Source organism: Alistipes sp. i18-0019-D1 (genome assembly GCF_042852885.1).
GTDB lineage: Bacteria > Bacteroidota > Bacteroidia > Bacteroidales > Rikenellaceae > Alistipes.
The window spans coordinates 2,899,157-2,924,211 of sequence record NZ_AP031424.1 but is presented as its reverse complement, the minus strand read 5'-3'; the positions used below and the strand labels follow the sequence as shown (position 1 = coordinate 2,924,211).

The 25,055-nt window shown below is 60.9% G+C and carries 20 protein-coding genes; 6 read left to right on the top strand and 14 right to left on the bottom strand.

From position 1 onward, the window contains the following. Window position 1 precedes the first annotated feature (1 nt). Window positions 2-1,546: a glycine--tRNA ligase gene (locus ACGHP5_RS12225; RefSeq protein WP_390567016.1), complete on the bottom strand. Its 1,545-nt coding sequence runs from the start codon at window positions 1,544-1,546 to the stop codon at window positions 2-4. Window positions 1,547-1,885: 339 nt separating this feature from the next. On the opposite strand from ACGHP5_RS12225, the gene ACGHP5_RS12220 reads away from it, so the two are divergent. After that, window positions 1,886-3,118: a BACON domain-containing protein gene (locus tag ACGHP5_RS12220; RefSeq protein WP_390567014.1), complete on the top strand. Its 1,233-nt coding sequence runs from the start codon at window positions 1,886-1,888 to the stop codon at window positions 3,116-3,118. Between the two features lie 81 nt (window positions 3,119-3,199). Here ACGHP5_RS12220 and ACGHP5_RS12215 read toward each other — a convergent pair whose 3' ends face one another. The 4 genes from ACGHP5_RS12215 to ACGHP5_RS12200 form a co-directional block, all read right to left on the bottom strand. Beyond that, a complete protein-coding gene (locus tag ACGHP5_RS12215; RefSeq protein ID WP_290533885.1) occupies window positions 3,200-3,835 on the bottom strand; it encodes a RadC family protein in 636 nt (211 codons plus the stop codon). Window positions 3,836-4,084: 249 nt separating this feature from the next. Continuing rightward, window positions 4,085-4,864 (bottom strand): ribonuclease III, encoded by a 780-nt coding sequence (rnc, locus tag ACGHP5_RS12210; RefSeq protein ID WP_337756435.1) that lies wholly within the window; start codon window positions 4,862-4,864, stop codon window positions 4,085-4,087. Between the two features lie 34 nt (window positions 4,865-4,898). Further along, window positions 4,899-6,146, bottom strand: a complete 1,248-nt coding sequence (gene fabF / locus ACGHP5_RS12205; protein WP_290533884.1) for a beta-ketoacyl-ACP synthase II — start codon at window positions 6,144-6,146, stop codon at window positions 4,899-4,901. A gap of 43 nt (window positions 6,147-6,189) precedes the next feature. Then, window positions 6,190-6,426 carry an acyl carrier protein gene (locus ACGHP5_RS12200; protein WP_015546678.1) on the bottom strand — a complete coding sequence of 79 codons (237 nt, stop codon included), beginning with the start codon at window positions 6,424-6,426 and terminating at the stop codon, window positions 6,190-6,192. 178 nt (window positions 6,427-6,604) lie between these two features. Here ACGHP5_RS12200 and pepE point away from each other — a divergent pair, with 178 nt between their 5' ends. From pepE to ACGHP5_RS12180, 4 genes are all read left to right on the top strand, one after another. Beyond that, window positions 6,605-7,306: a dipeptidase PepE gene (gene pepE, locus ACGHP5_RS12195; RefSeq protein ID WP_290533883.1), complete on the top strand. Its 702-nt coding sequence runs from the start codon at window positions 6,605-6,607 to the stop codon at window positions 7,304-7,306. Window positions 7,307-7,321: 15 nt separating this feature from the next. Continuing rightward, on the top strand, window positions 7,322-8,164 hold the full coding sequence (locus ACGHP5_RS12190) for a prephenate dehydrogenase (protein WP_337756415.1): 843 nt from the start codon (window positions 7,322-7,324) through the stop codon (window positions 8,162-8,164). After that, complete coding sequence (locus ACGHP5_RS12185) at window positions 8,164-8,529, top strand: YraN family protein (RefSeq protein ID WP_337756413.1); 366 nt, start codon at window positions 8,164-8,166, stop codon at window positions 8,527-8,529. Before ACGHP5_RS12190 ends, ACGHP5_RS12185 begins: the two co-directional genes overlap by 1 nt. A gap of 112 nt (window positions 8,530-8,641) precedes the next feature. Beyond that, window positions 8,642-9,868: a glycosyltransferase N-terminal domain-containing protein gene (locus ACGHP5_RS12180; protein WP_337658296.1), complete on the top strand. Its 1,227-nt coding sequence runs from the start codon at window positions 8,642-8,644 to the stop codon at window positions 9,866-9,868. Window positions 9,869-10,230: 362 nt separating this feature from the next. Here the strand turns inward: ACGHP5_RS12180 and ACGHP5_RS12175 are convergent, their stop codons facing one another. The 3 genes from ACGHP5_RS12175 to ACGHP5_RS12165 all read right to left on the bottom strand — a co-directional run bounded on the left by ACGHP5_RS12175 (window position 10,231) and on the right by ACGHP5_RS12165 (window position 14,560). Then, window positions 10,231-11,925, bottom strand: a complete 1,695-nt coding sequence (locus tag ACGHP5_RS12175; protein WP_390567009.1) for an LruC domain-containing protein — start codon at window positions 11,923-11,925, stop codon at window positions 10,231-10,233. A gap of 68 nt (window positions 11,926-11,993) precedes the next feature. Then, window positions 11,994-13,280 (bottom strand): histidine-type phosphatase, encoded by a 1,287-nt coding sequence (locus ACGHP5_RS12170; RefSeq protein ID WP_390567007.1) that lies wholly within the window; start codon window positions 13,278-13,280, stop codon window positions 11,994-11,996. Next, the gene (locus ACGHP5_RS12165; RefSeq protein WP_390567005.1) at window positions 13,274-14,560 is read right to left on the bottom strand and encodes a serine dehydratase subunit alpha family protein; all 1,287 of its coding nucleotides are present in this window, start codon (window positions 14,558-14,560) and stop codon (window positions 13,274-13,276) included. The genes ACGHP5_RS12170 and ACGHP5_RS12165 overlap by 7 nt, the downstream gene beginning before the upstream one ends. A gap of 72 nt (window positions 14,561-14,632) precedes the next feature. On the opposite strand from ACGHP5_RS12165, the gene ACGHP5_RS12160 reads away from it, so the two are divergent. Beyond that, window positions 14,633-15,190, top strand: coding sequence for an NUDIX hydrolase (locus ACGHP5_RS12160; RefSeq protein ID WP_290533876.1), 558 nt, complete (start codon window positions 14,633-14,635; stop codon window positions 15,188-15,190). Between the two features lie 9 nt (window positions 15,191-15,199). Here the strand turns inward: ACGHP5_RS12160 and ACGHP5_RS12155 are convergent, their stop codons facing one another. The 6 genes from ACGHP5_RS12155 to ACGHP5_RS12130 are packed head-to-tail and all read right to left on the bottom strand — an operon-like array spanning window position 15,200 to window position 24,939. Continuing rightward, window positions 15,200-16,771: a CotH kinase family protein gene (locus tag ACGHP5_RS12155; protein ID WP_390567003.1), complete on the bottom strand. Its 1,572-nt coding sequence runs from the start codon at window positions 16,769-16,771 to the stop codon at window positions 15,200-15,202. Further along, on the bottom strand, window positions 16,737-17,270 hold the full coding sequence (locus ACGHP5_RS12150; RefSeq protein ID WP_390567001.1) for a DUF1573 domain-containing protein: 534 nt from the start codon (window positions 17,268-17,270) through the stop codon (window positions 16,737-16,739). The genes ACGHP5_RS12155 and ACGHP5_RS12150 overlap by 35 nt, the downstream gene beginning before the upstream one ends. Before the next feature lie 2 nt (window positions 17,271-17,272). Then, window positions 17,273-19,399 (bottom strand): DUF4838 domain-containing protein, encoded by a 2,127-nt coding sequence (locus tag ACGHP5_RS12145; protein WP_390566999.1) that lies wholly within the window; start codon window positions 19,397-19,399, stop codon window positions 17,273-17,275. A 4-nt stretch (window positions 19,400-19,403) separates the two neighbouring features. Next, the gene (locus tag ACGHP5_RS12140) at window positions 19,404-22,265 is read right to left on the bottom strand and encodes a tetratricopeptide repeat protein (protein WP_390566997.1); all 2,862 of its coding nucleotides are present in this window, start codon (window positions 22,263-22,265) and stop codon (window positions 19,404-19,406) included. A 14-nt stretch (window positions 22,266-22,279) separates the two neighbouring features. Further along, on the bottom strand, window positions 22,280-23,770 hold the full coding sequence (locus tag ACGHP5_RS12135; RefSeq protein WP_390566995.1) for a glycosyltransferase family 2 protein: 1,491 nt from the start codon (window positions 23,768-23,770) through the stop codon (window positions 22,280-22,282). Further along, window positions 23,767-24,939 carry a HEAT repeat domain-containing protein gene (locus tag ACGHP5_RS12130; RefSeq protein ID WP_390566993.1) on the bottom strand — a complete coding sequence of 391 codons (1,173 nt, stop codon included), beginning with the start codon at window positions 24,937-24,939 and terminating at the stop codon, window positions 23,767-23,769. The genes ACGHP5_RS12135 and ACGHP5_RS12130 overlap by 4 nt, the downstream gene beginning before the upstream one ends. Between the last annotated feature and the right edge of the window lie 116 nt (window positions 24,940-25,055).

The window sequence follows — 25,055 nt, the reverse complement described above, 5'->3', positions numbered from 1 at the left end:
ATCAGAGGTTCAGCGTCCTGAACAGCTTGCGGTAGGAGCACTCCTCGTCGACGAGCGACGGCAGCGACTCGATCTTGACGCGCTCCTGCTCCATCGTATCGCGGTGGCGGACCGTCACCGTGCCGTCCTCCAGCGTCTGACCGTCGACCGTCACGCAGAACGGCGTACCGACGGCATCCTGACGGCGGTAACGCTTGCCGACGGAGTCCTTCTCGTCGTAAACGACATTGTAATCGTATTTCAGCAGGTCGACGATCTTCTGCGCCACTTCGGGCATGCCGTCCTTCTTCACCAGCGGCAGCACGGCCACCTTGATCGGAGCCAATGCGGGCGGGAATTTCAGCACGACGCGCGAATCGCCGCCTTCGAGCGCCTGCTCGGTATAGGCTGCCGACATCACCTGCAGGAACATGCGGTCCACGCCGATCGACGTCTCGACCACATAGGGAACATAGCTTTCGCCCGTCTCCGGATCGAAGTACTGCAACTTCTTGCCCGATAACTTCTGGTGGCTGCCCAGGTCGAAGTCCGTGCGCGAGTGGATACCCTCGACCTCCTTGAAGCCGAACGGGAAGTTGTATTCGATGTCCGTCGCGGCGTTGGCGTAGTGGGCCAGCTTGTCGTGGTCGTGGAAGCGGTAGTTGTCGTCGCCGAAGCCCAGCGCACGATGCCAGGCCATGCGGGTGTTCTTCCACTCGTTCCACCACCTCATTTCGGTCCCGGGGCGCACGAAGAACTGCATCTCCATCTGCTCGAACTCGCGCATGCGGAAGATGAACTGACGGGCCACGATCTCGTTGCGGAAGGCCTTGCCGATCTGCGCAATGCCGAACGGAATTTTCATACGTCCGGTTTTCTGGACGTTCAGGAAGTTGACGAAGATACCCTGCGCCGTCTCGGGACGCAGGTAAATGGTATTGGCACCCTCGGCCGTAGAACCCATCTGGGTCGAGAACATCAGGTTGAACTGCCGCACCTCGGTCCAGTTGCGCGTGCCGGAGATCGGGCAGGCGATCTCGCAGTCGACGATGATCTGGCGCAGCTCCCCGAGGTCGTTGGCGTTCAGCGCATCGGCGAAACGCTTGTGCACCTCATCGCGCTTGGCCTGCAACTCCACGACACGCGGGGAGGTTTCGCGGTATTTGGCCTCGTCGAAATCGGCGCCGAAGCGCTTGCGGGCCTTCTCGACCTCTTTCGCGATCTTTTCATCCTGCTTGGCCAGCCACTCCTCGACTAGCACGTCGGCGCGGTAGCGTTTCTTCGAATCCTTATTGTCGATCAGCGGGTCGTTGAAGGCCGAGACGTGTCCCGAAGCCTCCCAAGTCTTGGGGTGCATGAAGATCGCGGCGTCGATGCCGACGATGTTCTCGTGCAGTTTGACCATCGAATCCCACCAATAGCGCTTGATGTTGTTCTTCAGTTCCACGCCGTTCTGTCCGTAATCGTATACGGCACCGAGCCCGTCGTATATCTCGCTCGAAGGGAATACGAATCCGTACTCCTTGCAATGGGCGACCAGTTTCTTGAAAAGTTCTTCCTGAGTCATCGCAATCTATTTTACTTTACTGATTTACCGAATTACAAAAGTACAAAATAAATGGAAAATGCCGCTTTCGATCGGGATTTTATTTCTATATTTGTACCGACGGCCTGCGAGGGCCGCCGACATACGACGATAAAAAGCGCATCGGCTTTTTTCTTACTGCGGAAAATTGGACACTTTCACGAATGGTAAGGAATCAGGTTGATGCTCTCGCTGTTTTTCAGCGTGGGCATATTCCGTCATTCTACCATTCGGGTCGTCCAATACCCCTGCAGTGAATGTGGAATTTTGCCTGCGCCTTTTGTTTGCCGGAACGGGAACAACCCTTTAAACAAAATAAAAATGAAAACAGCAAAATTCTTCATGGCACTACTGGCCACCGCGCTGCTCGCGTCATGCAGCGACGACAAGGACTACTCGGGCGATTTCGGGCAGATCAAGGTTCCGGACACCCGTCAGCTGGAGCAGACGATCTCCGCCGACGACACGCAGAGCGCCCGGGGCGTGACCTTCTCCACCGAAGGGGCGTGGACCTCGGCGATCACCCAGACCCGCGCCGAGGCGCCCGACTGGATCTCCGTATCACCCGACCACGGCGACGCCGCGGGAACCTACACGCTGAAAATCACCCTTGAACCCAACGATTCCGAAGAATCCCGCTCGGCGACGATCGTCATCACGTGCGGCACGTCGAAAATCGAAATCTCCGTCACGCAGGAGGGCACCAAAGACGACGGCGGCGACGAACCGGTGGAACGCGCCCCGAACGGCCGGCTGGTAAAAATCACCAAGTATGTGGGTCAGGAGGTGGAAAGCGTGGCTGTCATCACCTACGATGACTCCGACGAGAGCCGAAGCCGCATCAAGTCATTCAAAATGTATTGGGACGAAACACTGGCAGATCTCTATGAAGAGTATCTCTTCACCTATGACGACGACAACCTGCTCATCGAGGAGAAACATTACGACAAACTTCCGACCATCTATGGCAAAGAATGGAATTGTCCGGATCCGGTTCTCACTCCACGCGCTTCGTTCATCGGAACAGCCGAGTGCCATGAGATCGCAAGCGGAAACAATTACATTTATCACTTCGACTATTCATCATCAGACGAACAACTCTCTGCTGTGACTTACGAACCGGTCGATGAAGACGGCCCTACGGGAAATAAAGACGAGGACCGCTATATTTACCAGGATCGCGACTGCACGAAGATAACATGGGGCGCCCTTTCGGGAACGGGCGGCACCCAGACCTTTACCTATGGCAATGAGCAAAAGCCCTATGAATTCGAACGTCTCTTTGCCAGTTACCCTGCCATTGACCCGGCACTCTACGTCATCAGCGATCCCGACATGCTGCGCATGCTGGGCTTCCTCGGTCATCAAAGCACCCGACTGCCTGAAAAAGTGGTCACGAACTGGGGCAGCGACTCGGAAACCGAGACCCTCACCTACAAATACAAGGATCTCACCGGCTGGAAAATCGGCACCCAGATCGAAGGCATGGAGATCACCGTCAAAAGCAGTATATCGCGGGAGGCGCGTTTCGTGCTTACCTTCGACGGAATCTGATTCGTCGCTGTTCCATCGGAAAGCAGCGGTTCCGCAAGGGAACCGCTGCTTGTTTTTTCATGGCCGGAGATCGGGGGACCGCTACCCCATCAGCCCTTCGCGCAGGAACGAGAAATCCCCGTCGCGGGCGATGATGATGTGGTCCAGCAGCCGGATGTCGAACAGCGCCGCGGCGCGCGCCACGCGTTCGGTCAGCGCCTTGTCCTGCGCGCTTGCCTCGGGTGTCCCCGATGGGTGGTTGTGCACCAGAATCAGCTGCGTGGCAAGCAGTTCCAGCGCCCGTTTGACGATCAGCCGGTGGTCGACGACCGTGCCGGTCACCCCGCCCTGGCTGATGCGATAACGCTCGATGACCCGGTTCGACGAGGTGAGGAAGACAGCCCAGCACTCCTCGTAGGAGAGGCGTTCCAGCTGCGGCCGGAACAGCCGCACCACATCGTCGCCCGTATTGATGAAATCGGCCCCGGAAACCCCGGCAGCAACTGCCCGCCGTCCGAATTCCGCCGCGGCCAACAGCATCCGCGCCCGTTTCAGGCCCAGTCCCCCGACCATGCGCAGGCGGGCTTCGGGCTGGTCGCCGATACGCGCCAGCGAACCGTCGTAGGCCGACAGCACCACCTCGGCCAACTGTTCGTCGTCGGTGAGCAGGGCCAGCAGTTCGCGGTCGCTCAAGGCTTCCACGCCCCGCGACGCCATTTTATCGAGGATATTCTTCATAAAAGCAGAAGTGACTATATACGAATTTACACCGTTCCCATCCCGGCAAGCCGGACCAGCTGGACCAGCCACACCCGCAGCAGCAATCTGCGGGCGGCGTTTGAAACCGGACCCGAATCCCATCTGCCGAGCGGACGCAAACCCGGACAGGAAATACAACGGACCACCATCACCCAGGCAGGCCAAAACCCCGTTCGGATACACGAGAAGCAAGCATCGCCCCTCAAAACCCATCTTTTGGACGGCCCCCTAAATCCCGCCTTTTAGGCGGGCGCCTTCCAGACTGTCCACCTTGTCCAGCAACGAGGCGCACTGCTCGTCGCTCATGTACTGCGACACGGAGAACGCCGCACGCTGTTCGGCCTCCTTCTTCGAATCTCCGGCTCCGTGGCCGACCTCCATGCCGTCGACCAGCACCGTACAATAGAAAACCGGGTGGTTCGAAGCGTATTCCTTGTCGTGCTCCGTGCGGAACTCGATCCGGTGACGGTTCTTCTGGCTCCACTCGATCAGGCGGCTCTTGAAATCGTTCTCCGACTCGGTCAGCTCCTCCAGGTTCAGGAAACGGAAATAAATATCATTGATCAGCAGCCGGTTGACGAACTCGTACCCCTGATCGAGGTAAACCGCCCCCATCATCGCTTCGAAGGCGTCGCCGTAGATATGCTTCTGGGCGATACCCGCACCGCCGTTCGAAATCACATGGACATCCAGCCCGAGGTTCACGGCCAGCGCGTTGAGCGACTGCCGCGAAACGATCTTCGACCGCAGCTGGGTCATGAAGCCCTCGTCGCGGTCGGGATATTCGATGAACAGATAGTCCGAAGTCACGGCCTCGATCACAGCGTCGCCCAGATATTCCAGGCGTTCGTTGTTGATCGCGCGGCCGTCCTCCAAAACCAAAGAAGCTGACTTGTGAATCAAAGCCAGCTTGTAGAGTTCGACGTTGTGCGGAATGAATCCGAACAGATCGTCGACAATTCTGTAATATGCCCGGTCACGCCCGAAATTCCGTCGGAAAGGACGCAGTAAAAAGTCAATCACGGCGCGGACGTTACAGGGATCAGAGTTTGCGGAAAATGACCGTCGAGTTGTGACCGCCGAATCCGAACGTATTGCTCAACGTGCATTTCACGTCGCGCTTCTGCGCCACGTTGAGCGTCAGGTTCAGTTTCGGGTCGATCTCGGGATCGCGGTTTTCGCAGTTGATCGTGGGGGGAACCACGCCGTGCGTCATCGCGAAGATGCACGCCAGAGCCTCCACAGCGCCGGCAGCACCCAGCAGGTGTCCCGTCATCGATTTGGTCGAGGAGATGTTGACGTTGTAAACGTGGTCGCCCAGAACGCCTGCTACGGCCTTCAGTTCGGGAATGTCGCCCGCAGGGGTCGAAGTTCCGTGCACGTTCACATAGTCGATGTCCTCGGGAGTGATGCCCGCGTCCTTGATGGCGTCGCGCATCGCCTTCATGGCGCCCTTGCCCTCGGGGTGGGGAGCCGTGAAGTGGTAAGCGTCGGCCGAAGCGCCTCCGCCTACAACCTCGCAATAGATCTTCGCGCCGCGCGCCTTGGCATGCTCGTACTCCTCCAGGATCAGCGCACCGGCGCCTTCGCCGATCACGAAGCCGTCGCGGTCCTTATCGAAGGGGCGCGAAGCGTGCTGCGGATCGTCGTTGCGCGTCGAAAGCGCCTGCATGGAGTTGAATCCGCCGACCGAAGGTTCGTTGACCGCAGCCTCCGAACCGCCGGCCACCATGATGTCGGCCTTGCCGTAACGGATGGCGTCGAAGGCGGCCGTGATGCCGTGGTTCGACGAAGCGCACGCCGACACGGTGCAGTAGTTCGGTCCCATGAAGCCGTACTTCATGGAGATGAAACCGGCTGCGATGTCGGAAATCATGCGGGGAATAAAAAACGGGCTAAACCGCGGGGTTCCATCCCCGGCGGCCCAGCCCAGACACTCATCGAAGAAAGATTTGATTCCTCCGATGCCCGAACTCCAGATAACGCCCACCTGCTCCTTGTCGACCTTCTCGAGATCGAGGGCCGAATCCTCCACGGCCTGCGTGGCCGCGATCAGAGCGTACTGCGTAAAAAGGTCGTATTTACGGACTTCCTTACGGTCGAAATACTGGTTCGGATCGTAATTCTTTACTTCACAAGCGAACTTGGTCTTAAATTTTTCGGCATCGAAATGAGTAATGGGTGCGGCACCGCTGACTCCCTTCTCCAGATTCGAAAAATACTCCTCTATATTATTACCGAGCGGGTTTATCGTACCGATGCCCGTAACAACTACTCTTCTTCCTGTCATAAATTTAAGGCTTTATCAGCCGTGAAACGTTGTTTAAGGAAAATTATTTCTTGTGTTCCTCGATATACGAGATCGCGTCGCCGACGGTAGCGATCTTCTCAGCGTCCTCATCCGGGATCTGGATATCGAAAGCCTTCTCGAACTCCATGATCAGCTCTACAGTGTCGAGCGAGTCTGCGCCCAGGTGGTTGGTGAAGCTTGCTTCGGGGACTACCTCCGACTCCTTGACACCCAGTTTGTCGACGATGATCTCGACAACTTTTGATTGAACTTCTGACATAATTTTAATTTTTTAGTTAAACAATTATTTGGAAATAGTTCTTTTACATTTCCAGAGCAATTTTGCGCAAAAGTAACACTTTTTTTATTACTTTTGACAAAACGGCATGTTTTTTTATTCACAACTTTTTCGACATTTAGCACAAAAATTTAATCAATACATTCAAAACCATAGCCTTATGAAATTGCTTCTGATCTCGAATTCGACCAATGCCGGCGAGGAATACCTGCGCTATCCGCTGCCGGAGATAGGGCGTTTCCTCGACGGGGTGCACGAAATCGTCTTCGTTCCCTACGCGGCCGTCACGTTCTCCTACGCCGATTACGAAAAAAAGGTGCAGGCGCGTTTCGCCGAACTGGGCATCCGCGTGCGTTCGGTCCACCGGGCCAAGGACCCCGCAGCCCTCGTCCGTGGGGCCGAAGCGATCTGCGTCGGCGGCGGCAACACGTTCGCACTGGCCAAAAAGATGCAGCAGCAGGGGCTTATGACGGCCATCCTCCGCAAAATCAAGGCCGGAACGCCCTATGTGGGCTGGTCGGCAGGCAGCAACGTCTGCTGCCCGACGATCTCGACAACAAACGACATGCCCATCGTGGAACCGGAGTCGTTCAAGGCCATCGGAGCGGTCAAATTCCAGATCAACCCCCACTACCTCGACGCCAACCCCGCAGGGCACGCCGGGGAGACCCGCGAACAGCGCATCCTGGAGTATATCGAGGCCAATCCGCGCCGCTGGGTGGCCGGACTGCGCGAAGGCTGCATGCTGCGCTGCGAGGACGGGAAACTGGAACTGATCGGCCGACGTCCGATGCGGATGTTCCGCAAGGGAGTCGAAACCTTCGAGGTCGAACCGGGCGGCGACCTGTCGTTTTTATTATAAATAGGTATATCGTTTATGAAAGTACTGATTGCGGGTCTGGGCCTTATCGGAGGTTCGTTCGCCCTGGCCCTTCGCGACCACGGCATCGCAGAGGAGATACTCGGGGCCGAAGGCTCCGAAGAGCATGCCGCCGAAGCGTTGCAACTGGGCCTTGCGGACCGGATAGTGAGTTTCGAGGAGGGTATCCCGGAAGCCGACCTCGTGGTGCTGGCCACCCCCGTCGACACCATCCCGCTGATGGCCGTCAAGGCACTCAACCGCGCGGGCGGCAAGCAGGTGGTGATGGACATGGGTTCGATCAAGGGCGAGTTGTGCGAGGTGATCTCGATGCACGCCCGCCGCGGGCGCTTCGTCGCCGCGCACCCGATGTGGGGCACGGAGTACAGCGGTCCGAAGGCCGCCCAGCGGGGCGCGTTCACGGGCCGCAGCGTCGTGCTGTGCGACACGGTGCGGAGCGACAAGGACGCCCTGGCCACGGTCGAAGGGATCTTCCGCACGCTGGGCAGCCCGGCCGTCTACATGGACCCCGAGGAGCACGACCTGCACGCGGCCTACGTCTCGCACATCTCGCACGTCACCTCGTTCGCGCTGGCGCTCACGGTGCTCGAAAAGGAGCGCGAGGAGCGCCACATCTTCGACCTGGCGGGCGGCGGTTTCGAGAGCACGGTGCGCCTGGCCAAGAGTTCGGCGGCAACGTGGGTCCCGATCCTGCTGCGCAACAAATACAACGTGCTGGACGTACTGCGCGAACACATACACCAGTTGCAGATCATGCGCCGGATGCTCGAACGCGACGACGCCGAGGGGCTGAAAAACGCCATGGAGCGCGCCAATACCATCCAACGCATCATCCGCTGATGACCGCGGCAGCCGAAACGGGCCGGGCCGGCGAGCGCGCCGCAACGGAATACCTCCGGCGTGCGGGGTACGAAATCTGCGCGCTCAACTGGCGGCAGGGCCGTTACGAACTGGACATCGTGGCCCTCCGGGACGGCGTGCTGCATTTCGTGGAGGTCAAGACCCGGCGCGAGGGATCGCTCACGCCGCCCGAGGCGGCCGCCACGCAGCGCAAGTTCCGGGCCTTGTCCCGCGCCGCATCCTGCTACCTGCGCACCGCGGGCTGGGAGGGCGAAGTGCAGTTCGATCTGGCGGCCGCCGAAGCCGCCGCCGACGGCTCCGTCCGCGTCGAACTGATCGAAAACGCGCTGGAATACAACTGGTAATTTTGCAGTTCCGACAAATTGTACTATCTTTGCCGGACTGAAAAAGAACTGCCTGACGTCGGGTCACCGGGCGCGGGCGTTAGAAACTGAAAACTCAACACCGTAAATACCGATGTGGTTCTATAATTTCGGTCTGATTCTCTACGTTTGGGCCATCCGTCTCGTGGCTCCGCGCCATCCGAAGGCCCGCCTTTGGATCGAAGGCCGCAAAGACCTCTTCCGACGCATGCGGGAGGCCATCGCCCCCACGGACAGGATCGTCTGGATACACGTCGCGTCGCTCGGGGAATTCGAACAGGGCCGCCCCATCATCGAACAGCTTCGCAAGACGCACCCCGAATACAAGATTCTCCTGACCTTCTTCTCACCTTCGGGCTACGAAATCCGCAAGAACTACAAGGGCGTCGACTACATCTTCTACCTCCCGCTCGACACGCCGCGCAATGCCCGCCGCTTCCTCGACGCCGCACACCCCGAAATCGCCATTTTCGTCAAATACGAGTACTGGCTCAACCTGCTCCGCGAACTGCGCCGCCGGAAAATCCGCACCTACGTCGTGTCGGCCATCTTCCGCCGCAATTCGGTCTTTTTCCGTCCTTACGGCGGCATGTGGCGGCAGGCGCTGGAGTCGTTCGACGTGATGTTCGTGCAGAACGAGGAGTCGAAGAAACTGCTGGCGACGCTGGGTTTCGACAACGTGCTGGTGGCCGGAGACACGCGTTTCGACCGCGTGGCGGAGATCGCCCGCGCGGCCAGGCACATTGACGTCATCGACCGCTTCAAGGGCGACAACCGGCTGTTCATCGCCGGCTCGACGTGGGAACCGGACGAAGAACTGCTGATCAGGCTGATGAACGACAATCCCGACGTGAAATTCGTCGTCGCGCCCCACGAAATGGACGAGTCCCGCATCGCACGGCTGATGGCCGAAACCAAGGGCGGCGCGCTGCGCTACACGCAATGCACGCCCCGCACGACGTACGGTTCGCGGCAGCTGCTGATCCTCGACACGGTGGGTATCCTCGCCTCGGTCTACGGCTATGCCACCTGGAGCTATATCGGCGGCGGATTCGGCGTCGGCATTCACAACACGCTCGAAGCCGCGACGTTCGGACTTCCGGTGGCCTTCGGACCCAATTACCGGAAATTCAAGGAGGCCCGCGATCTAGTGACGCTCGGCGCCGCCCGTTCGGTGACCGACTACGAGCAGCTGCGCACGTGGTTCGTGCCCCTGCGCGACAACGAGGAGTTCCTGCTGAAAACCAGCCGCATCGCCAAAGATTACACCACCCGTCACCAGGGAGCCACGGGTATAATCGTCAAAACGATCTTCCACTAAATCTCTCCGGCAGCCCCTCCTCCGGCTTGGAGCCGGCTCGGAGGCGTTTCCGCCGCTGCCGCCGCCGTTACAACAGCGGCGGGCAGGCGAATGACCGCATGCAAACGACGGGCTGCCGCCGCAGTCCCGGCACACGATAGCTGCTGAAACGGCGGGCAGCAGCCCCATGAACCGGCCATCCCGACTTCCGGAAAGCCGTTCTGCCGCAAGCGGCAAATCCGCGGGATTTCCTCCGGCTGTTTCCAAATTCAAAAGAAGATTCGTGCATCGAAAAAAGCAGGACGGACGGAACGTACGTCTAGTACCCGTCCATCCGCCCCGCTTAAAAGATTGTACGGAAAGCCGCCTGCAAACCGGGAGCGTCAGCGCTCGAACAACAGGGCGTCATCCTTCGGATGCTTGTACCAGTCCTTTTCACGGGAACCGCCCGAAGCGCTTTTGAGGAACCAGTAACAGTTGTCGATGCTCTGCATCTCCTGCGGCCACCTGAACTTCCACGAAGCGTCGTCGGGGTCCGAGAGCGGAATGTCCAGCACGCTGGGATACTCCGCCGTATTGAAGCTCGACGGATAGATATAATACTCCGATTCGTTTTTCAGGCAGGGAACCACGTCGCCGTAAAGCGTTTGCACGACAGGCTCGCCGATGGGTTCGAAGGCCTGCGCCGCATAGACGTTCTGGTACCCTTTCAGGCCTGAAAGGAACGGCTGGAAACCCTTCGAATCCCGGAATCCGAAACTGTTGGACATATGCGATCCGGTCGCCATCAACTGCACGGTGATCTGCTTGGCCCGGTTCTTCGACTGGTAGTAATCCTTGATCTCGTATTGAATCACCGCATCGTTGAAGTCGAAATCGCCGCGGTACGGATAATTGTCCTCGAACAGGTAAAGTCCGACGGAGGTCTTGCAGGCGATCTCTTCGGGGTCCTTGCTGCCGCTGTTGCCGATCTCGACCTCCTCGTCGGGGGCGATGGTCTTCGGGTTGCTCTCGATCATGCAGAGAATGTCGTTGTAGTCGCCGTCGTACTTCGCGCCTTCGGTCACCACACGGTTCTCCATGCCGAGGATATTACCCTGGAAATCACCCTCCGTGACATGGCAGATATAGCCGTTGGCCAGATGCTTGTCGACGATCCGGCAGGTCTTCTTGTCGTCCTGGTAGGTCAGCGTATAATCCCGCACGCGCTCGTTGAGCCGCGGCGTGGTGAAGCGGAATCCGCCGTTGCTCACCGTGCTGTTGCCGATGTAGACGAACCCGAGGTTCACGCCCTTGGGGAATGCACCCAGCTTGTAGCGTTTGTAAGAGGCGATATTCGAGGTGAACTCCTCCTTGGTGTAGAATACCCAGCTGCGCTGCGCCTGAACCTCGGAATAGGGAATCCCGACCACTTCGCCGTTCTTCACCCCGTAGAAGGTGCAGTCGCCGGGCGTCAGCGCATCCCGTTTCGAAGACGGATAAGTGTAGAACCAGAGTTTGCCGAAAAGCTGGCTCTGGCGGCAGCCCCCGTCGCCGAGGAACGTAAGCCAGATCTCCGCCTCGTCGAAATCGCCCGAACTCGGCGTCTGGTCGATCACCAGGTCGGTGCACTTGAAAAGGTTGTCACCCCGGACGTTATTGGTCTTTTCGGGGAAATAGATGCTGTTGACGGCCGTCATGACCCGGGCGCTGACCGGATTCACATCGGCGGCGCGGGTCTGCGGACGAAGCCGGGCAGCGGCCGTGACCGACAGGTTCCCCACCTCGTAACTTTTCATCTCGCCCTGCGCCACGACGTACAGTCTTTCAACGTCTTTCGGCACCTCGAGCGTGGTCGAAACCGGCGTGAAACCCGTCAATGCAGGCTGTTTCACGAGCGCCTCCTCGTCGTAGGGATTCCCGAAGTACACCGCAAAGTACTCCCCGGCAACCTCGGAAGCGATATTCACCGACACGGTCGTCCGGTTGTCGAACTCCCTGGTATACTCCTCATAAAATTCGGCGTTGTCGACATCCTTGTCGATACACGACGCGGCCGACAATGCCGCGAGCACGAATGCCAGTCTGGAAATGTGCATGGTTCAAACGTTTGATCGCTCAAAGATACACATTTCCGCCCAAAAACCAAATCAATTCGTCTGTTTTATCAATTTTTCGCTCCGTACAGCGATTCGCAGTATTTCTTCAGCTCCTTCCACGGATAGTACGGGCCCCCGGCGAGGGGCAGATTGGCGTCGCGTTCGTTGTGCAGCACGCGGACGCGCACGTCCCCTGTTTCGGGATTGCGGAAGAAGATGAACTGGACGTTGGTTCCCATCGGTGTCACCGTATGGGCGTTCCACGCCGCAGCGACGTCGTCGAGCGACTCCACGCGGGCACAGGCGCCCTCGGCGCGCAGCAGGGCCAGCAGCGGAACCACATAGGTGTCGTGGCCGAAACGCAGCGAGGCCGAAAGGTCCGATTCACCCGCAACGACGCGGTCGGCCGTCTCGACGATATTGCGCAGCAGCGGCCTGGCGTCGGCGACGAGCGGATCGCCGAAGCGGGCCGAAGGTCCCATGATCAGGTAACGGCGAAGGTTCTCGCACTCCCAGAGCGCGTAGAGTTCCTTCTCGGTGAAGATTTCATAGAACGGCTTGATGCCCAGATGGCTGACATCCTGCGTGATGGCCGCCAGCATGAAAAGGTCCTCCATCAGGTCCAGCGGCTCGTCGATGCATCCGGGATCGGTGACGAGCGACTTCACGAACCGGTCGGGATTCACACGCACGCGGGTAAGGCTGTCCGCGACTGCCGAAGCGGCCTTGCGGCTCGCCTTGAGCGAGGGTCCGTTGGCCAGGTAACAGAGATCGCGGGCGCTCGCATCGCGCGTGGCGCTGATCGCGGGATTCAGCTCCTTGAGGCGTTCGTTGAAAGCCGCCATGCTCAAAATGCAGCGCGGAACCTGCGTCGAGCGGCTCTCGATACGGCACACGCGGCCCCCGTCGGTCGAAAACACCCCGGGATAGGCGGCGAACATCCGCCCGGCGATGTCGCGGTGTTCCTGTACGCCGCGGGGCGAGAGGTCGCCGTAGCGTTTGCAGGCATCGGCGGCCAGCATCTCGACCTTGGCCAGCACCTCGCGGCCCTTGGGGGTCAGCGCCCCGGCCTTGTCGGCCTTGCGCAGCGCGGCGAGCGGCTCGGCATAAGCCTCCTCCTTCGAGTGATAGCGGCTTCCGTGACGGCCGTAGTGGCTGATGTAGAACGGCTCGTAGCCGTCGGGAACCGGTGCGGCCGGACCGGGCCGGTACTCGTAGGAGTGATAGATGCCCGCGGAGAGTTCGGGACGGGCGGCCAGTTGGGCAGGGGTGGGCTGCGCCGCAGCGCAGGTCGCGGCCAGCAGCAGCAGGGCCAGCAGACGGGTTTTCAGTGTAAGGTATCTCATAGTCAGCATTTGTTGGTCATAATCCGGAGTACGAGGCGGTCGGTCTCGTTCATGCCGTCGCGGCCGATGGCGGTGAGGTTGCGGATACATTTGTCCACATCTTCCTCGATGATGCCCTCGACCGGGGTGACGCAATGGCCGTCCATGGCCATCATGGCCGACAGCACGGCGGTCGAGACGCCGCTCGTGAGCTTCATCGCACAACTGGGCTTGGCTCCGTCGCAGATCATGCCCGTCAGGTTGGCGATCATGTTCTTCACGGCCGCGGCCGCCTGGCCGTAGCCGCCGCCCATCAGGTAGGTGATGCCGCAGCTCGATCCCGTGGCCGCCACCACGCAGCCGCACAGCGCCGACAGACGTCCCAGGCTCTGCTTGATGTAGATGACCGTGAGGTGGCTCAACGTCAGCGCCCGGATCATCTGCTCCTCCGAGGCGTGCGTCTCCTCGGCGTAGACCACCACGGGCAGCGTCGCGGCGATGCCCTGGTTGCCGCTTCCCGAGTTGCTCATCACGGGGATCATCGCCCCGGCCATGCGGGCGTCGCAGGCGGCGGAGGTGTAGGATAGTATCCGTGTGAAGATGCTGTCGCCCATCACCTTCCGCTCGCGGTCGCAGCACAGCGTGCGGCCCACGCAGTGACCGAACTCGCCCGCGAAGGAGCGTTCGGCGGCGGCCTTGTTCAGGCGGCTGGTTTCGAGGATGAAGCGCAGTTCGTCCAGCGGCGAGGTCATGGCGAAATCCCATACGCGCGCGAGGGTCAGGGGCACGTCGTCCTCCTCCCCGCCGCCCGCCGCCGGGGTCCGCCTGTCGAGCAGCGTCTCGCCGTCGCGGCTGACGAAGACGAAGGAGGTATGTCCCCCGGCGATGACCGCCACGGCCCTGTGGCCGGCGGTTTCGGCCTCCGCCTCGATATAGAGTTTTTCGTCGGCGTCCTCTTTCAGGCAGATCGCGATGCGCCGCCCGTCGATCATGCGGCGGCCGCGTTCGACGGCTTCGGGCGTCACGTCGCGCAGCACCTCCAGCTGGTATTCCGAACGCCCCACCAGCGCCCCGAGGGCTACGGCGATCGGCAGTCCGATCATCCCCGTGCCGGGGATTCCGACGCCCATGGCGTTCTTGAGGATGTTGGCGCTCAGGCGCACCGTGATTTTTTCGGGTTCCCCGTCCAGCGTCTCCGCGGCGCGCGCCGTGCAGAGCGCCACGGCGATCGGTTCGGTGCACCCGATGGCGGGGACCACCTCCCGGTTGATCAGGTCTATGATTTGGTTGCGTTCGGCTTGAGCTATCATGATCGGAAATTTCTTGAATCGCAAATATAACAAAAAAACACTATTTTTGCCCTATCTGAAAGCATTACAATGATGGAAAATCCGAAAAATCGCAGTTGGAAAGTCCTCACGAGCGAATATCTCGCCCGCAAACCGTGGTTCACCGTGCGCCATGAAAGCCTCGAACTGCCCGACGGACGCCGCATCCCGGACTACTATGTGTTCGAATACCCCGACTGGATCAACGTCACGGCCGTCACCCGCGACGGACGGTTCGTGCTGATCGACCAGTACCGCCACGGGCTTGGCGAAACGTCGTACGAGATTCCGGCCGGCGTGACCGAGCCGTCGGACGCCTCGCCGCTCGCCGCGGCACAGCGCGAACTGATGGAAGAGACGGGCTACGGCGGCGGCCAGTGGCGCCTGCTGACGACCCTTTCGGCCAACCCCGCCACGCAGAACAACCTCACCCACTGCTACCTCGCCACGGGCGTCGAACCGCTCGGCGAACAGCACCTCGATCCGACGGAAGACCTGCGCGTGCACCTCATGACGCGCGAAGAGGTGCTGGAACTGCTCCGCACCGACCGTATCCGGCAGGCCCTGATGGCCGCACCGCTGTGGCGTTATTTCTGTGAAAACAAGGCGTAGAAGCGGGCGTCACCAGCTCCGGATCCGGGCGTCGAGCCACGCCAGACGCATCGAATAGCTGGCTTTCAGGCGGTCGACGGCCTCGTCGAACGTGAGCAGTTCGTCGCCGTTGGGCATCTGTACCTCCGCATCGGAAATCTTGATCTCGGGCCAGCGCGCCAGGTTGCGGTGAGCCGAGTCGGAGATATAGTCACGCTGCGCCTCGATGTAGTCGGGCACGGTGGCGAGGAACGGATAGAGCGCCTCCCAGCGTTCGCGCGCCTGCCGGCGGATCGCACGGCTCTGGAACAGCCGCGAATACCACATGCTGCTCTCCCGGACCATCCACCGTTCGGCGTCGGCGAGCGTCAGCGTGCCGTAGTCGAAATCCCAGACCGGCCCCGCCGTCAGCTTGCCCCCGCGGGGCTTGTGGATGTAAAAACTCTTGGGATGCTTGATCTCCTGATTGCCCATCAGCTCGTTGACGATCCAGTAGTCGACGAACGACCCGATGTCGAACATCGCCGCCGGATCGCGGTAATCCTTGTCGAAAAGCAGGTTGTCGGCCTCGTTGAAGTAGGTGCGGATATACCGGAACTGCGCCGCGGTGATCGACTCGTCGGGCGACTTGATGTTGACCGGCATGTCGGAATACGACGAACGGAATTTGTTCATCTCGTCGAAATAGGAGTCCATTTCGAGCAGATAGCCGCCCGTGAGGGCATCGCCCTCGTTGTCGTCGGTGGTCAGTTCGTCGATATTGAGACGGTTTTCGTCGATCTTGATCTGCTCGACGACCAAGTAGTTGCCCAGGTATTCGCCGTTGAACCACACCTCCGCGAAACGGGTGCGGGGCGTCCATTGCAGCGAGGTGTGCGACGCCACGTAATGCGCCACGCGGTTGCGCATCAGCGTCCGGTCCATGTAGTTGGCGATCAGACACCAGCGTTTGTGCTTCGGCATGCCCAGTATTTCGGTCTTCTTCGAGAGTTTCAGCGCATAGGGCTTCTTCTCCCAGTTCCACGTCGAGTTGCCGCGGCCCTTGACCTCGGCCGCCATCTCGGGCAGATCGTCGAACCCGCCGTTGCCCTCGATGCGGATCGCCCCGGCGATCCACGTGTCGGTGTCCTCGACCGGAGCCGAAGCCGTGACATAGATCACGGGCAGCCCGGCGGCCGCCGCCGGGGAACTTCGGAGCGTGAACGGTTCGGAGGTCATCCGCTGTCCGCCGATCTCCACCGTAAGACACACCCGCTCGTCGTAGGCCTGCCCCGTCGCCGGGTCGGTGACGAAGAGCGAGAACTGCCCGCCCACCGGCCCGCTCCACCCCGTCACCGTGCATCCCGAGGTGAACGATCCGCCGGGTGCGGCCGTGATTTCGACGCGGGAAACGCTCCACGCATCGTTCCAGGGCGTGAGCGCGAAGCGCAGGCAGCCCGTCTCGCTGTGTTCCAATTCGAGCGTCTGTGCCGAGAGGGTGATTTCGAGCGGCTTGCCGGGACCTTCGTCCGGGTCCGAACAGCCGGCAGCCAAGAGCGGCAGCAGGGCCGCCGCGATCCGGAACATTCTATTGACGTGCATCTTCATAGCTTCCATCGACATAATAACCTTTTTCCGCCTCCTTGCCGTCGACCAGCTCCTTCACGATGCCGTTCTTGAGGTTGTGCTCGCGGAACAGCTCCTCGTAATCGCGCGTGTAGGCCGCATCGGGCACGACATTGACGTCGAAGCGGAGCTTCAGGACTCCCGCCGGGAGGATGTTGCCGTAAACCCAGACGGTATGCTCCACCGCGCCGACGTTCTTGTTGCTGTCGTACGTCAGGCGGATATGCTGCGTACGCCCCGGGGGCACGATGATGCGCGACTTGCGGTCGGCGACGAGGCATCCGCACGAGGTCTGTATCTCATGGATCACCAGCGGGTTTTCGCCCGTATTGGTCACCGGAAACATCAGTTCGAGTTTCTGCCCCTGCAAAATCGGGAAATAGTGCCGCACAGGATCTTTGGCCTCGACGGAGGTCGGCTGCACCCGCTTGCTGCAGGAGGAAACGAGCATGGCTGCGAGGAGCAGCACGGCGTATGTCAAACCGCTTTTTCGCATAACTACGGAATCAAGTAAATTTCATCGGCCGCAAGCTGCGTGCGCCCGCCTTCGGGCCGCAGCGCGCGGACCGTTATCCGCTCCGCGCCCGAGAGGTCCACGGGACCGGAAACCGTGAAGATCCGCCCCGTGGCGTCGGGCTTCGGCACGAAGGCCCGGTACAACGCGCCGTCCTTGTAAACCTCCACGCTCCGCGGCGCACGGAGACGGTGGCGGGGCATGTCGAGGAACGACATTTCGAACCGCTGCGCCCGGGAAGCCGCCCCGGCGGGTATTTCGACCTCCAGGTCGGCCGAACTGATGTGCCAGCCGTAGTGATATCCGACCGGCAGTCCGCGCACCCCGTCGGTCAGCACCCCGAGGTCCTCATAGCCTTCGTCGGGCCTCGAAACGGCCTTCAACCCGGTGTCCGGCAGCAGGTTCGACACCGTTTCAGCCTGGAAAATGCGGCTGCGCCACGCGCCGAGATACTCCCCGACCGGGAGTCCCGATTCGCCGACGTGTTTCATGCCGGCGAAGGAGGCGCACTCCTCCAACGCCGCGAGCCATTGCCCGGCCTGCGGCCTCACGCGGAGACTCCCGCCCCTGCGCTCCATACATCCGGACGGTCCGGCGGCGTGGTTGCGGGCCACTTCGAGCCGCGAGTAGCTCAAGGCCGTCAGCAGTTCGTGCAGCTGCCGCCGCTCGGCGCCCTTCGCCGTGGGAAGGACGCGCCCCAGTTCGTCGTAGAAGGCGGCGAACTTCGCGGCATCGAGCCACGAAGCCTCCGCATCGCGGATGCCGCCGTAGAGATTCAGCGCCCTCGCCGAAGCCGCGGCGCGCCGTTCGGCCTGCACGCAGAACCCCGCCAGCAGGTCGCCCGACTTCGGGTAATTCGCGGCGAAATAACGCCGCATCAACGTCCCGACCGGCTGGCCGGGATCGCGCAGCAACGACGCGAGCACATAGGTCCGCACATCGTCGAAAGGCACGTAGTCGTAACCGCTGCCGTTGAGAAAAATGCCCTCCACGCCCTTGTCGCGGTAGAACCGCAGCCGTTCGCCCATCCGTTCCAGCACGGGAAAGGGCGTGAGGTAGTCGTCGAAATTCTGGATGTAATCCCAGATGTAAACGTTGTCGGTAACGTCCTTCCAGCCATCGAGCCGCGCGGCGAACTTCTTCCCCGAAGCGGATTTCAGGGCGCCGGCCGACAGCGGCAGTCCCATCGCGCTGACGATCACCCCCGTATTGGCGGGCATCCGCACGGCGGGAGGCTCCCCGGTCGAGAGGTAACCCAGCGTGAAGAACGTATGGTGCGGGAAACGCGCGGCCAGCCGCCCGAGCATCTGCATCACGGCCGGAGTCGCGGTCCGGGAGGTATTGCCCGCAGCCGAGCAGGCCTCGCAGGTGCAGATGGCGTCGTTGTCGGCAGGCGCGATCACGAACCGCGCCGGGAGCGTGCCGCCCTCGCCGAAATTGTCCGCAACGTACTTCTCGATGCGGCGGAAAGTCTCGTCGGACGAGAAGCAGAACTGCCCGTCGCAGGTTTCGCCGCCGACCGTGGCGAAGACTTCCTTCGGAGCGTCCGCCAGCACGCGGTCCAGCTGGTGGCCCCAAAGTCCCCATCCGGTCTCCACATTGTCCGTCGAAAGGATTCCGGCCAGGTCGTCATCCTGCGCCGCAGGGGTATAGACCGCCCGGTATGCGAATGCGAACCGCCCCGCCGTATCGCGCAGTCCGACCGCCGCGGGCGGCAAGTCCGCGGCGTCGATGCGCCGGTCCTCCCCGGCGAGCGATTTCATCAGCTGGTATTGCAGCCAGAGCATCGTCCGCTCGTCGCGGGCTGCGATCAGCACGCCCCGGCGGCTGCGCTCGACGCGGAAATCGCCTTTCAGCAGCGTGTCGATCCGCACCGTCAGCCCGAACAGCTCCCGGTCGCCGGTCCCTTCGTCCGGAACCGTCCGGATGCCGCCTTCGGCGCGCCGCCGCAGGTGATCGCGCAGGTATCCGGCCCAGCGTGCGTCCTGCTTCGAGGCGTCGTCGGCAGGCGCGACCGCATAGCCCCCGCACTCCGCGGGCGACAGCGCCGCCGCGGAGCAGCCCGCCCCGGCGAGGAGCAGACACAGCGTCGCGCAAAAGACGGCCGCCAACCTTTCAGAACGAGATATACAACTGCACATAAATATTGTACATGTTTTTATAACGGGTCTGAATCGTATCGTAACCCAGGCGTTTTTCGGTATAATAGGTGTACCACGTGCCGAGCAGCCCCAGCGTGAGGTTGGGCGTAAACATATACTGACCGCCCATGCCCACCATCGTATTGGCGTGGTCGAAAGTTCCCGGCAGCGCCCGGTCGAGCACCGACAGTTCGGGAGCCGAACCGATGCCCGCCATGCCCACGACATACGACCGGCCGTCGTCCACCGGGTAATAGCGCACCTGGGCCATCGCGTTGTAGTAGAATTTCGAGTCGATGACGAAGAAATCGCACTTGCCGTTCAGCCACACCGGACCGAGGAACTTCGCGACGCCCGGTCCCACGGACCAGAGGTTGCGTCCGTCGAGCCGGCGGTAGCCGACGCGGGCCTCCGCCTCCCAGTCGCGGCGGAAGAACTTGGTCAGCGAGGCGTTGGCCATCCAGGCGGGGAAATACCGGTCGGACCACGCGAGGTTGACCATCGTCTGCCAGTCGCGCGGGAACTTGTGGATCCACTCGCCCTGCAGCTGGACGCCCACGCCGCCGCCGTCGAACGAGGTGGCGTTGGCATTGATGTCCTCCTCGCGCTCGCCGTTGCGGCCCGCATAGTTGACGCGCCCCGTATAGGTGTTCCCGGGCTGTTTGCGCGAATATTGCAGCGTGGCGACGGACTGGATGGCATCCTCGTCGCCGTAGCGCGACTGGAGGTACTCCAGCCCGATTTCGTTCCGGAGCATCCCGTAGCGCAGCCCCTTGAGGTGGCGGTTGAAGGCATAGTGTTCGGCGGCCGAAGGCTCGTAGTTCTGCTGGTAGAAATAGGCCAGCCCGTACTCCTTTTTCTTCTCGTAGGCGAGTCCCTTGGCATAGAGCAGCGACTTGTTCCGGGCGTCGTAGTGCAGCGCCGTGTCGAGCACCGTCAGCGCCTCGTCGGGACGCCCCCTGCGGGTCAGGTCCAGCGCCCGGTATTCGCTGCTCTGCGAGAGCGCCCCCGTCAGCTGGGGGTTGCCCGGATAGTCCCACAGTACGGGCCGGATCAGCTCGATCGAAGCCTCGTACCTCCCCTCGGCGTCGAGCGACGCGGCTTTCTTGGCCAAATAGAACGGCTCGCGGGGATGGCGTTCCAGCCCCCGGTCGGTATATTCGCGGAACACGTCGTCGCGGCCCATCTGCGCGGCGGCGTTGATGGCGTAGCGCAGCGCCAGGTCGTTCGAGGGGTCCAGCGCCAGCAGCTGGTCGGCCTCCGCGAAGGCATGGGCCGTGGCGCCCTCGTCGAGGCATTGCCTGATGTAGGGAATGGCGATGTCGGCATAACCCGCCACGTAGAAGTCGCGCATCTGGGGATCGGCGCGCCCGATGGCCCCCAGGTAGAGGTACATCGCCTCGGAGGTGCGGCCCATGCGGTCGAGCACGTACGCCCGCTTGCCGACGAGGTTCTCGGTATCCGGGAAGCGCGTCGCAAGCGTGTCCAGAGTCGCCATGGCGTCGTCGTAACGCTTCATCCGGATCCGGCAAGAGAGTACCTTCTCCCACGCCGCGCGGAGCGTCTCCGCGTCGGTCCGCTGGCGGGTGACGAACATCGCGGCGGGCAGCGCCTCGGTGTAGAGTTCCTGCTCCATCAGGCGGTCGGCGCGCTGCAACTGCATGCGGCACAGCGCATCGGTCAGTTCCCCGTCGCCGGGATAGCGTTCGCAGAGCAGCGTCAGCCGGTTGAAGGCCTGCCGCTCCTCGCCCATGTTGCGGTAGATCAGGTATTCCTTATATAACAGCGGCTTGTCGTCGCCGTAGTAACGGCGCATCTCGCGCAGGTAGAAAAGCGCGTCGTCGTTGTAGCCGCGCAGCATCGAGGTATTGAGCAGGTAGTCGACCACCTCGCGGCTGTGGTCGCCGCGCTCGAAGGCCGTGCCGTAGAGCACGTAGGGGTCGCGCTGCCGCTCGGCGCGCGCAGCGTCCAGCACCAGCGTACTGTAAAGCCGTTGCAGCTCGGGCGTGCTCCGCCTCCGCATGCGGTCGCGCATGAAGGCCAGCGCCTCGGGATGGCGGTTCATCTCGCTCAGAATGCCGACCTTCTTGTAGACCAGCGTCACGCTGCCCGGCAGGGCCGCCAATCCGCGCGAAGTCCAGGCCAGCGCCTGCTCCTGCTCGCCCTCCTGCAGGTGCAGGTTGATGATGTCGAGGTAATACTGTTCGTTGTCGGGAACGCTTTTCAGCAGTTCCTCAAGCGTCAGGATGGCCGTTTTCCGATCCCCGGCGCGCTTCTGACGCTGATAATTCAGCTCCATCGAGTAGACCAGGTCCCTGTGCAGCACGGTGTCCTGCGGATAGATCTGGTTGATGCGTTTGAGCAGCCGGTCGGCCTCTACGTGGTTGCCCTGCTTGCGGTAAAGGTCGATCTTACGCCGCCACAACCCCCGCCAATAGGGATTCACCTCCAGCAGTTCGTTGACGAAGCAGATGGCGCTGGAGTAGTTCTGCGTGATGTCCTCGACGTCGACCAGCAGCTGCTTGGCCTCGACGTTGTCGTAATTGAGGTCGACGGCCTTGAGCAGATAGTAACGCGACTTGTCGTAGTCCTGCCCGTGGAACCAGTATCTGCCCATCAGGTATTGCAGGTTCGAGGCGAGGTCGTACTTGGCCAGACCCTCGTCGAGCAACTGCTTGCCCTCCTCCCACTGCTCTTCGGAGAAATAGTCCCGGACCTTTTCGGCGTACTCTTCCGGCGTCATGTCCCGCGCTACGGCGTGCCGGGGCGCCAGGGCCAGTAGACACACACAGCCCGCAAACAGGAATCTTGTCAAGGTTCGTATCGAATTCTTCATACTGTCCACAGGGTTTAGAGATCATTGCCGGAAATCCCGCCAGGCGAGGGAGGGGGAACCTTCGGCCTGTCCACCGGAACCGGCTCCTCGCGCTGGCTGAATCCCTTGCGGGTCATCTTACCCCACTTGTAGTCGCGGGACATGAGGTGGTTGAGATAACCTTTCAGCGAGAAGAAGGTGATCAGCGGGTGGTAGATGAACGGTTCGAGGATGGACGCGGCAATGATCCAGATATATTCGTAACCCCGCCGGTAGAGCGTGCCCAGATAATAGTCGTAGGCGACGACCACCAGCGAGAGGAACTGGCAGAAAAGGTAGATGGCCAGGAAAATCACCCACATCGTGTGCCAGTTGACGGCTCCGGTGAAGGCCAGAAACAGGAACAGGATGAATCCCGTGGCCTCTATGATCGGGGCCAGAAACTCGAAGATGACCATGTAGGGCAGCGTGACGAGCCCCGTCTGGCGGTAGGTCTTGTTGAAGATCATCTTGCGGTGGATCATCAGCGCCTGGAACAGCCCGCGGCCCCAGCGCGTACGCTGGCGGTAGAGCACCACGAGGTTCGGAGGCCCCTCGGTCCAGCAGCAGGTCTCGGGGACCTGCACGACCTTGTAGGGGCGCGAGAAGTCGCACATGTAACCCACCATGCGGGCCAGCAGGTCCATGTCCTCGGCGAACGACATCGGATCGTAACCGCCTGCCGCGATGGCGATCTGACGGTCGAAAAGCCCGAATCCGCCCGAGACGTTGGGCATGGCGTTGATCGCCGACCACCCCATCTTGCCCACCAGGTAGGAGCGCATGTACTCCAGATTCTGGAACAGCGGGATCGGCGTATGGGGCGGCCGCACCTCGACCACCTGCCCGTTCTCGATCTTGCAGCCGTTGGCCATGCGCATCGTGCCGCTCACGGCGATCACGTGCTTCGACGACGAGAGCACGGGCCAGATACAGCGGTAGAGGGCGTCGCGGCGCAGGATGCAGTCCACGTCGGTGCAGATGAAGTAGGGATACTGCGCGGCGTTGATGCCGGCATTCGAGGCGTCGGCCTTCGTGCCGCCGTTCTCCTTGTCGACGACGATCAGCCTGTGGTACTCCGGATTCGTCGACTTGAGCACGCGCCGGAACGGCTGGGTCTTGATGCGCTCGATGTAGGCGAACGGAACCTCGACCAGCTCGTAGTGTTCGATCAGCTTGTCGAGCGTGGAGTCCCTGCTGCCGTCGTTGACGATGACCACCTCGAACAGCGGGTAGTCCAGTCCGAGCATCGAATCGACGTTGTCGATGATGGTCTTCTCCTCGTTGTAGGCCGGGGCGATCACCGACACGCCGGGCGTATAGGGCGATTCGCTCAACACCTTGCGCACGTAGTTGTCGTCGTAGTAGCTCCTGCGGAGTTTGAGCGAGATGAACGACAGGAACATCATGACGATAAAGCTGACCGCCAGAAAACTCGTATAGAAAAATACGAAATAATTGAAAAAATCGAAGAGAATCGCTTTCATGCCCGGTTCGTTAGTGGATTCTTGACGTGGGCGAAGAGTTGCGAGGCGTAGCCCGTCGTCAGGGTTTCGAGCTGCCCGAAAAGGGCGCGGCCCGACTCTCCGTAATCGTAGAGGTAGGTCAGCGCACAGAGTTTCGTACCCAGGTCGTCGGCGCGTTCGAAGGCCTCGTGCAGGAACCCGAGCGCCTGCCCGGTCTGCATGCCGGCCACCGAGGCGAGGATGTTCCGTTTGATATACTCGGGCTGCACGTCGTAGATTTCGACCATCTTCGACTCGGATTCGATGTATTTCATGCCGCCCAGCGTGCGCACGATCTCGTTACGCAGCGTCCAGGTTTTCGTGTTGAGCATCTCCAGCAGCGGCGGACAGTTGTCCGTCTGGTCGAAGAGCTTGATCTCGCTCACGAAGAAGGCCTTCACGTTGTCCTCGACCGAACTGTTGACCCATTTGAGGAAACTCGGGACCACGAAGCCCATCTTCTCGCGGTGGCGCACGATCATGTGGATCTCGGCCATGTTCCACCGGCTGAGCTTCATCGTGACGTCCTCGTCGAAGAAGCGGAACGGGTTGCTCTGGCTCAGCCACATGTAGGCGAAGCGCGCGGCATGGCGCAGCTCGATGCGGCGGTGGTAGAGGAAACGCACCAGCACGGCCTCGGAGACGTATCCGTTGACCGACTGGATCGACAACAGGGCCTGAATCTTGCGCCGCGACCGCCCGAACTGGATTTCACGCTCGAAGAAGCTGCCGACCTTGAACACGCCCTGCACGTTCTGCATGTTGTAGTTGTTGACCTTGTCGTCGCCCAGCTCGCTCTTGATCCGGATGAGTACCTGGACCAGGAAACGCATCTCCTGCCGTTTCAGGCTCTTCTTGATGTCGTGTTCCACCAGCCCGGCGATCTCTCCGACGGAACGGTTTTCGCGGTCGCCCAGCACCTCCTTCAGGGGCTCGTAGAAGCGTTTGTGAATACGTGCGAAAAGTCTCTTTTCCCGCTGGCGGCGGTAGATGCCGTAGACCAGGTAGAGGGCGAGGAACAGGTAGAAAACCACACACAGCGTCACGACGGCGATGCAGATGCGCACCACCACCGGATAGCCGATAAATTTATAATACAGCAGGTAGAAATAATATGTCAGGTAATCGAACCCGGACAGCACTTCATCCATCAATACGCTTTAATTCGCCTTTCGCCGCCGCACACCCAACCGCGACAGGCTTATAATAGTTACAAAGTTACACTTTTTTCGGAAAACCGAAACAGCATTCCGCACTTTTTTATGTA

Bases quoted from the DNA above. Each gene is read 5' to 3' on its own strand.
- ACGHP5_RS12200 (WP_015546678.1), bottom strand. From the start codon at position 6,426: ATGTCAGAAGTTCAATCAAAAGTTGTCGAGATCATCGTCGACAAACTG.
- ACGHP5_RS12150 (WP_390567001.1), bottom strand. From the start codon at position 17,270: ATGCGAAAAAGCGGTTTGACATACGCCGTGCTGCTCCTCGCAGCCATG.
- ACGHP5_RS12170 (WP_390567007.1), bottom strand. From the start codon at position 13,280: ATGCTGACTATGAGATACCTTACACTGAAAACCCGTCTGCTGGCCCTG.
- ACGHP5_RS12175 (WP_390567009.1), bottom strand. From the start codon at position 11,925: ATGCACATTTCCAGACTGGCATTCGTGCTCGCGGCATTGTCGGCCGCG.
- ACGHP5_RS12225 (WP_390567016.1), bottom strand. From the start codon at position 1,546: ATGACTCAGGAAGAACTTTTCAAGAAACTGGTCGCCCATTGCAAGGAG.
- ACGHP5_RS12140 (WP_390566997.1), bottom strand. From the start codon at position 22,265: ATGAAGAATTCGATACGAACCTTGACAAGATTCCTGTTTGCGGGCTGT.
- ACGHP5_RS12220 (WP_390567014.1), top strand. From the start codon at position 1,886: ATGAAAACAGCAAAATTCTTCATGGCACTACTGGCCACCGCGCTGCTC.
- pepE (WP_290533883.1), top strand. From the start codon at position 6,605: ATGAAATTGCTTCTGATCTCGAATTCGACCAATGCCGGCGAGGAATAC.
- ACGHP5_RS12135 (WP_390566995.1), bottom strand. From the start codon at position 23,770: ATGAAAGCGATTCTCTTCGATTTTTTCAATTATTTCGTATTTTTCTAT.
- ACGHP5_RS12180 (WP_337658296.1), top strand. From the start codon at position 8,642: ATGTGGTTCTATAATTTCGGTCTGATTCTCTACGTTTGGGCCATCCGT.
- ACGHP5_RS12215 (WP_290533885.1), bottom strand. From the start codon at position 3,835: ATGAAGAATATCCTCGATAAAATGGCGTCGCGGGGCGTGGAAGCCTTG.
- fabF (WP_290533884.1), bottom strand. From the start codon at position 6,146: ATGACAGGAAGAAGAGTAGTTGTTACGGGCATCGGTACGATAAACCCG.
- ACGHP5_RS12190 (WP_337756415.1), top strand. From the start codon at position 7,322: ATGAAAGTACTGATTGCGGGTCTGGGCCTTATCGGAGGTTCGTTCGCC.
- ACGHP5_RS12155 (WP_390567003.1), bottom strand. From the start codon at position 16,771: ATGTCGATGGAAGCTATGAAGATGCACGTCAATAGAATGTTCCGGATC.
- ACGHP5_RS12130 (WP_390566993.1), bottom strand. From the start codon at position 24,939: ATGGATGAAGTGCTGTCCGGGTTCGATTACCTGACATATTATTTCTAC.
- ACGHP5_RS12160 (WP_290533876.1), top strand. From the start codon at position 14,633: ATGGAAAATCCGAAAAATCGCAGTTGGAAAGTCCTCACGAGCGAATAT.
- ACGHP5_RS12165 (WP_390567005.1), bottom strand. From the start codon at position 14,560: ATGATAGCTCAAGCCGAACGCAACCAAATCATAGACCTGATCAACCGG.
- ACGHP5_RS12185 (WP_337756413.1), top strand. From the start codon at position 8,164: ATGACCGCGGCAGCCGAAACGGGCCGGGCCGGCGAGCGCGCCGCAACG.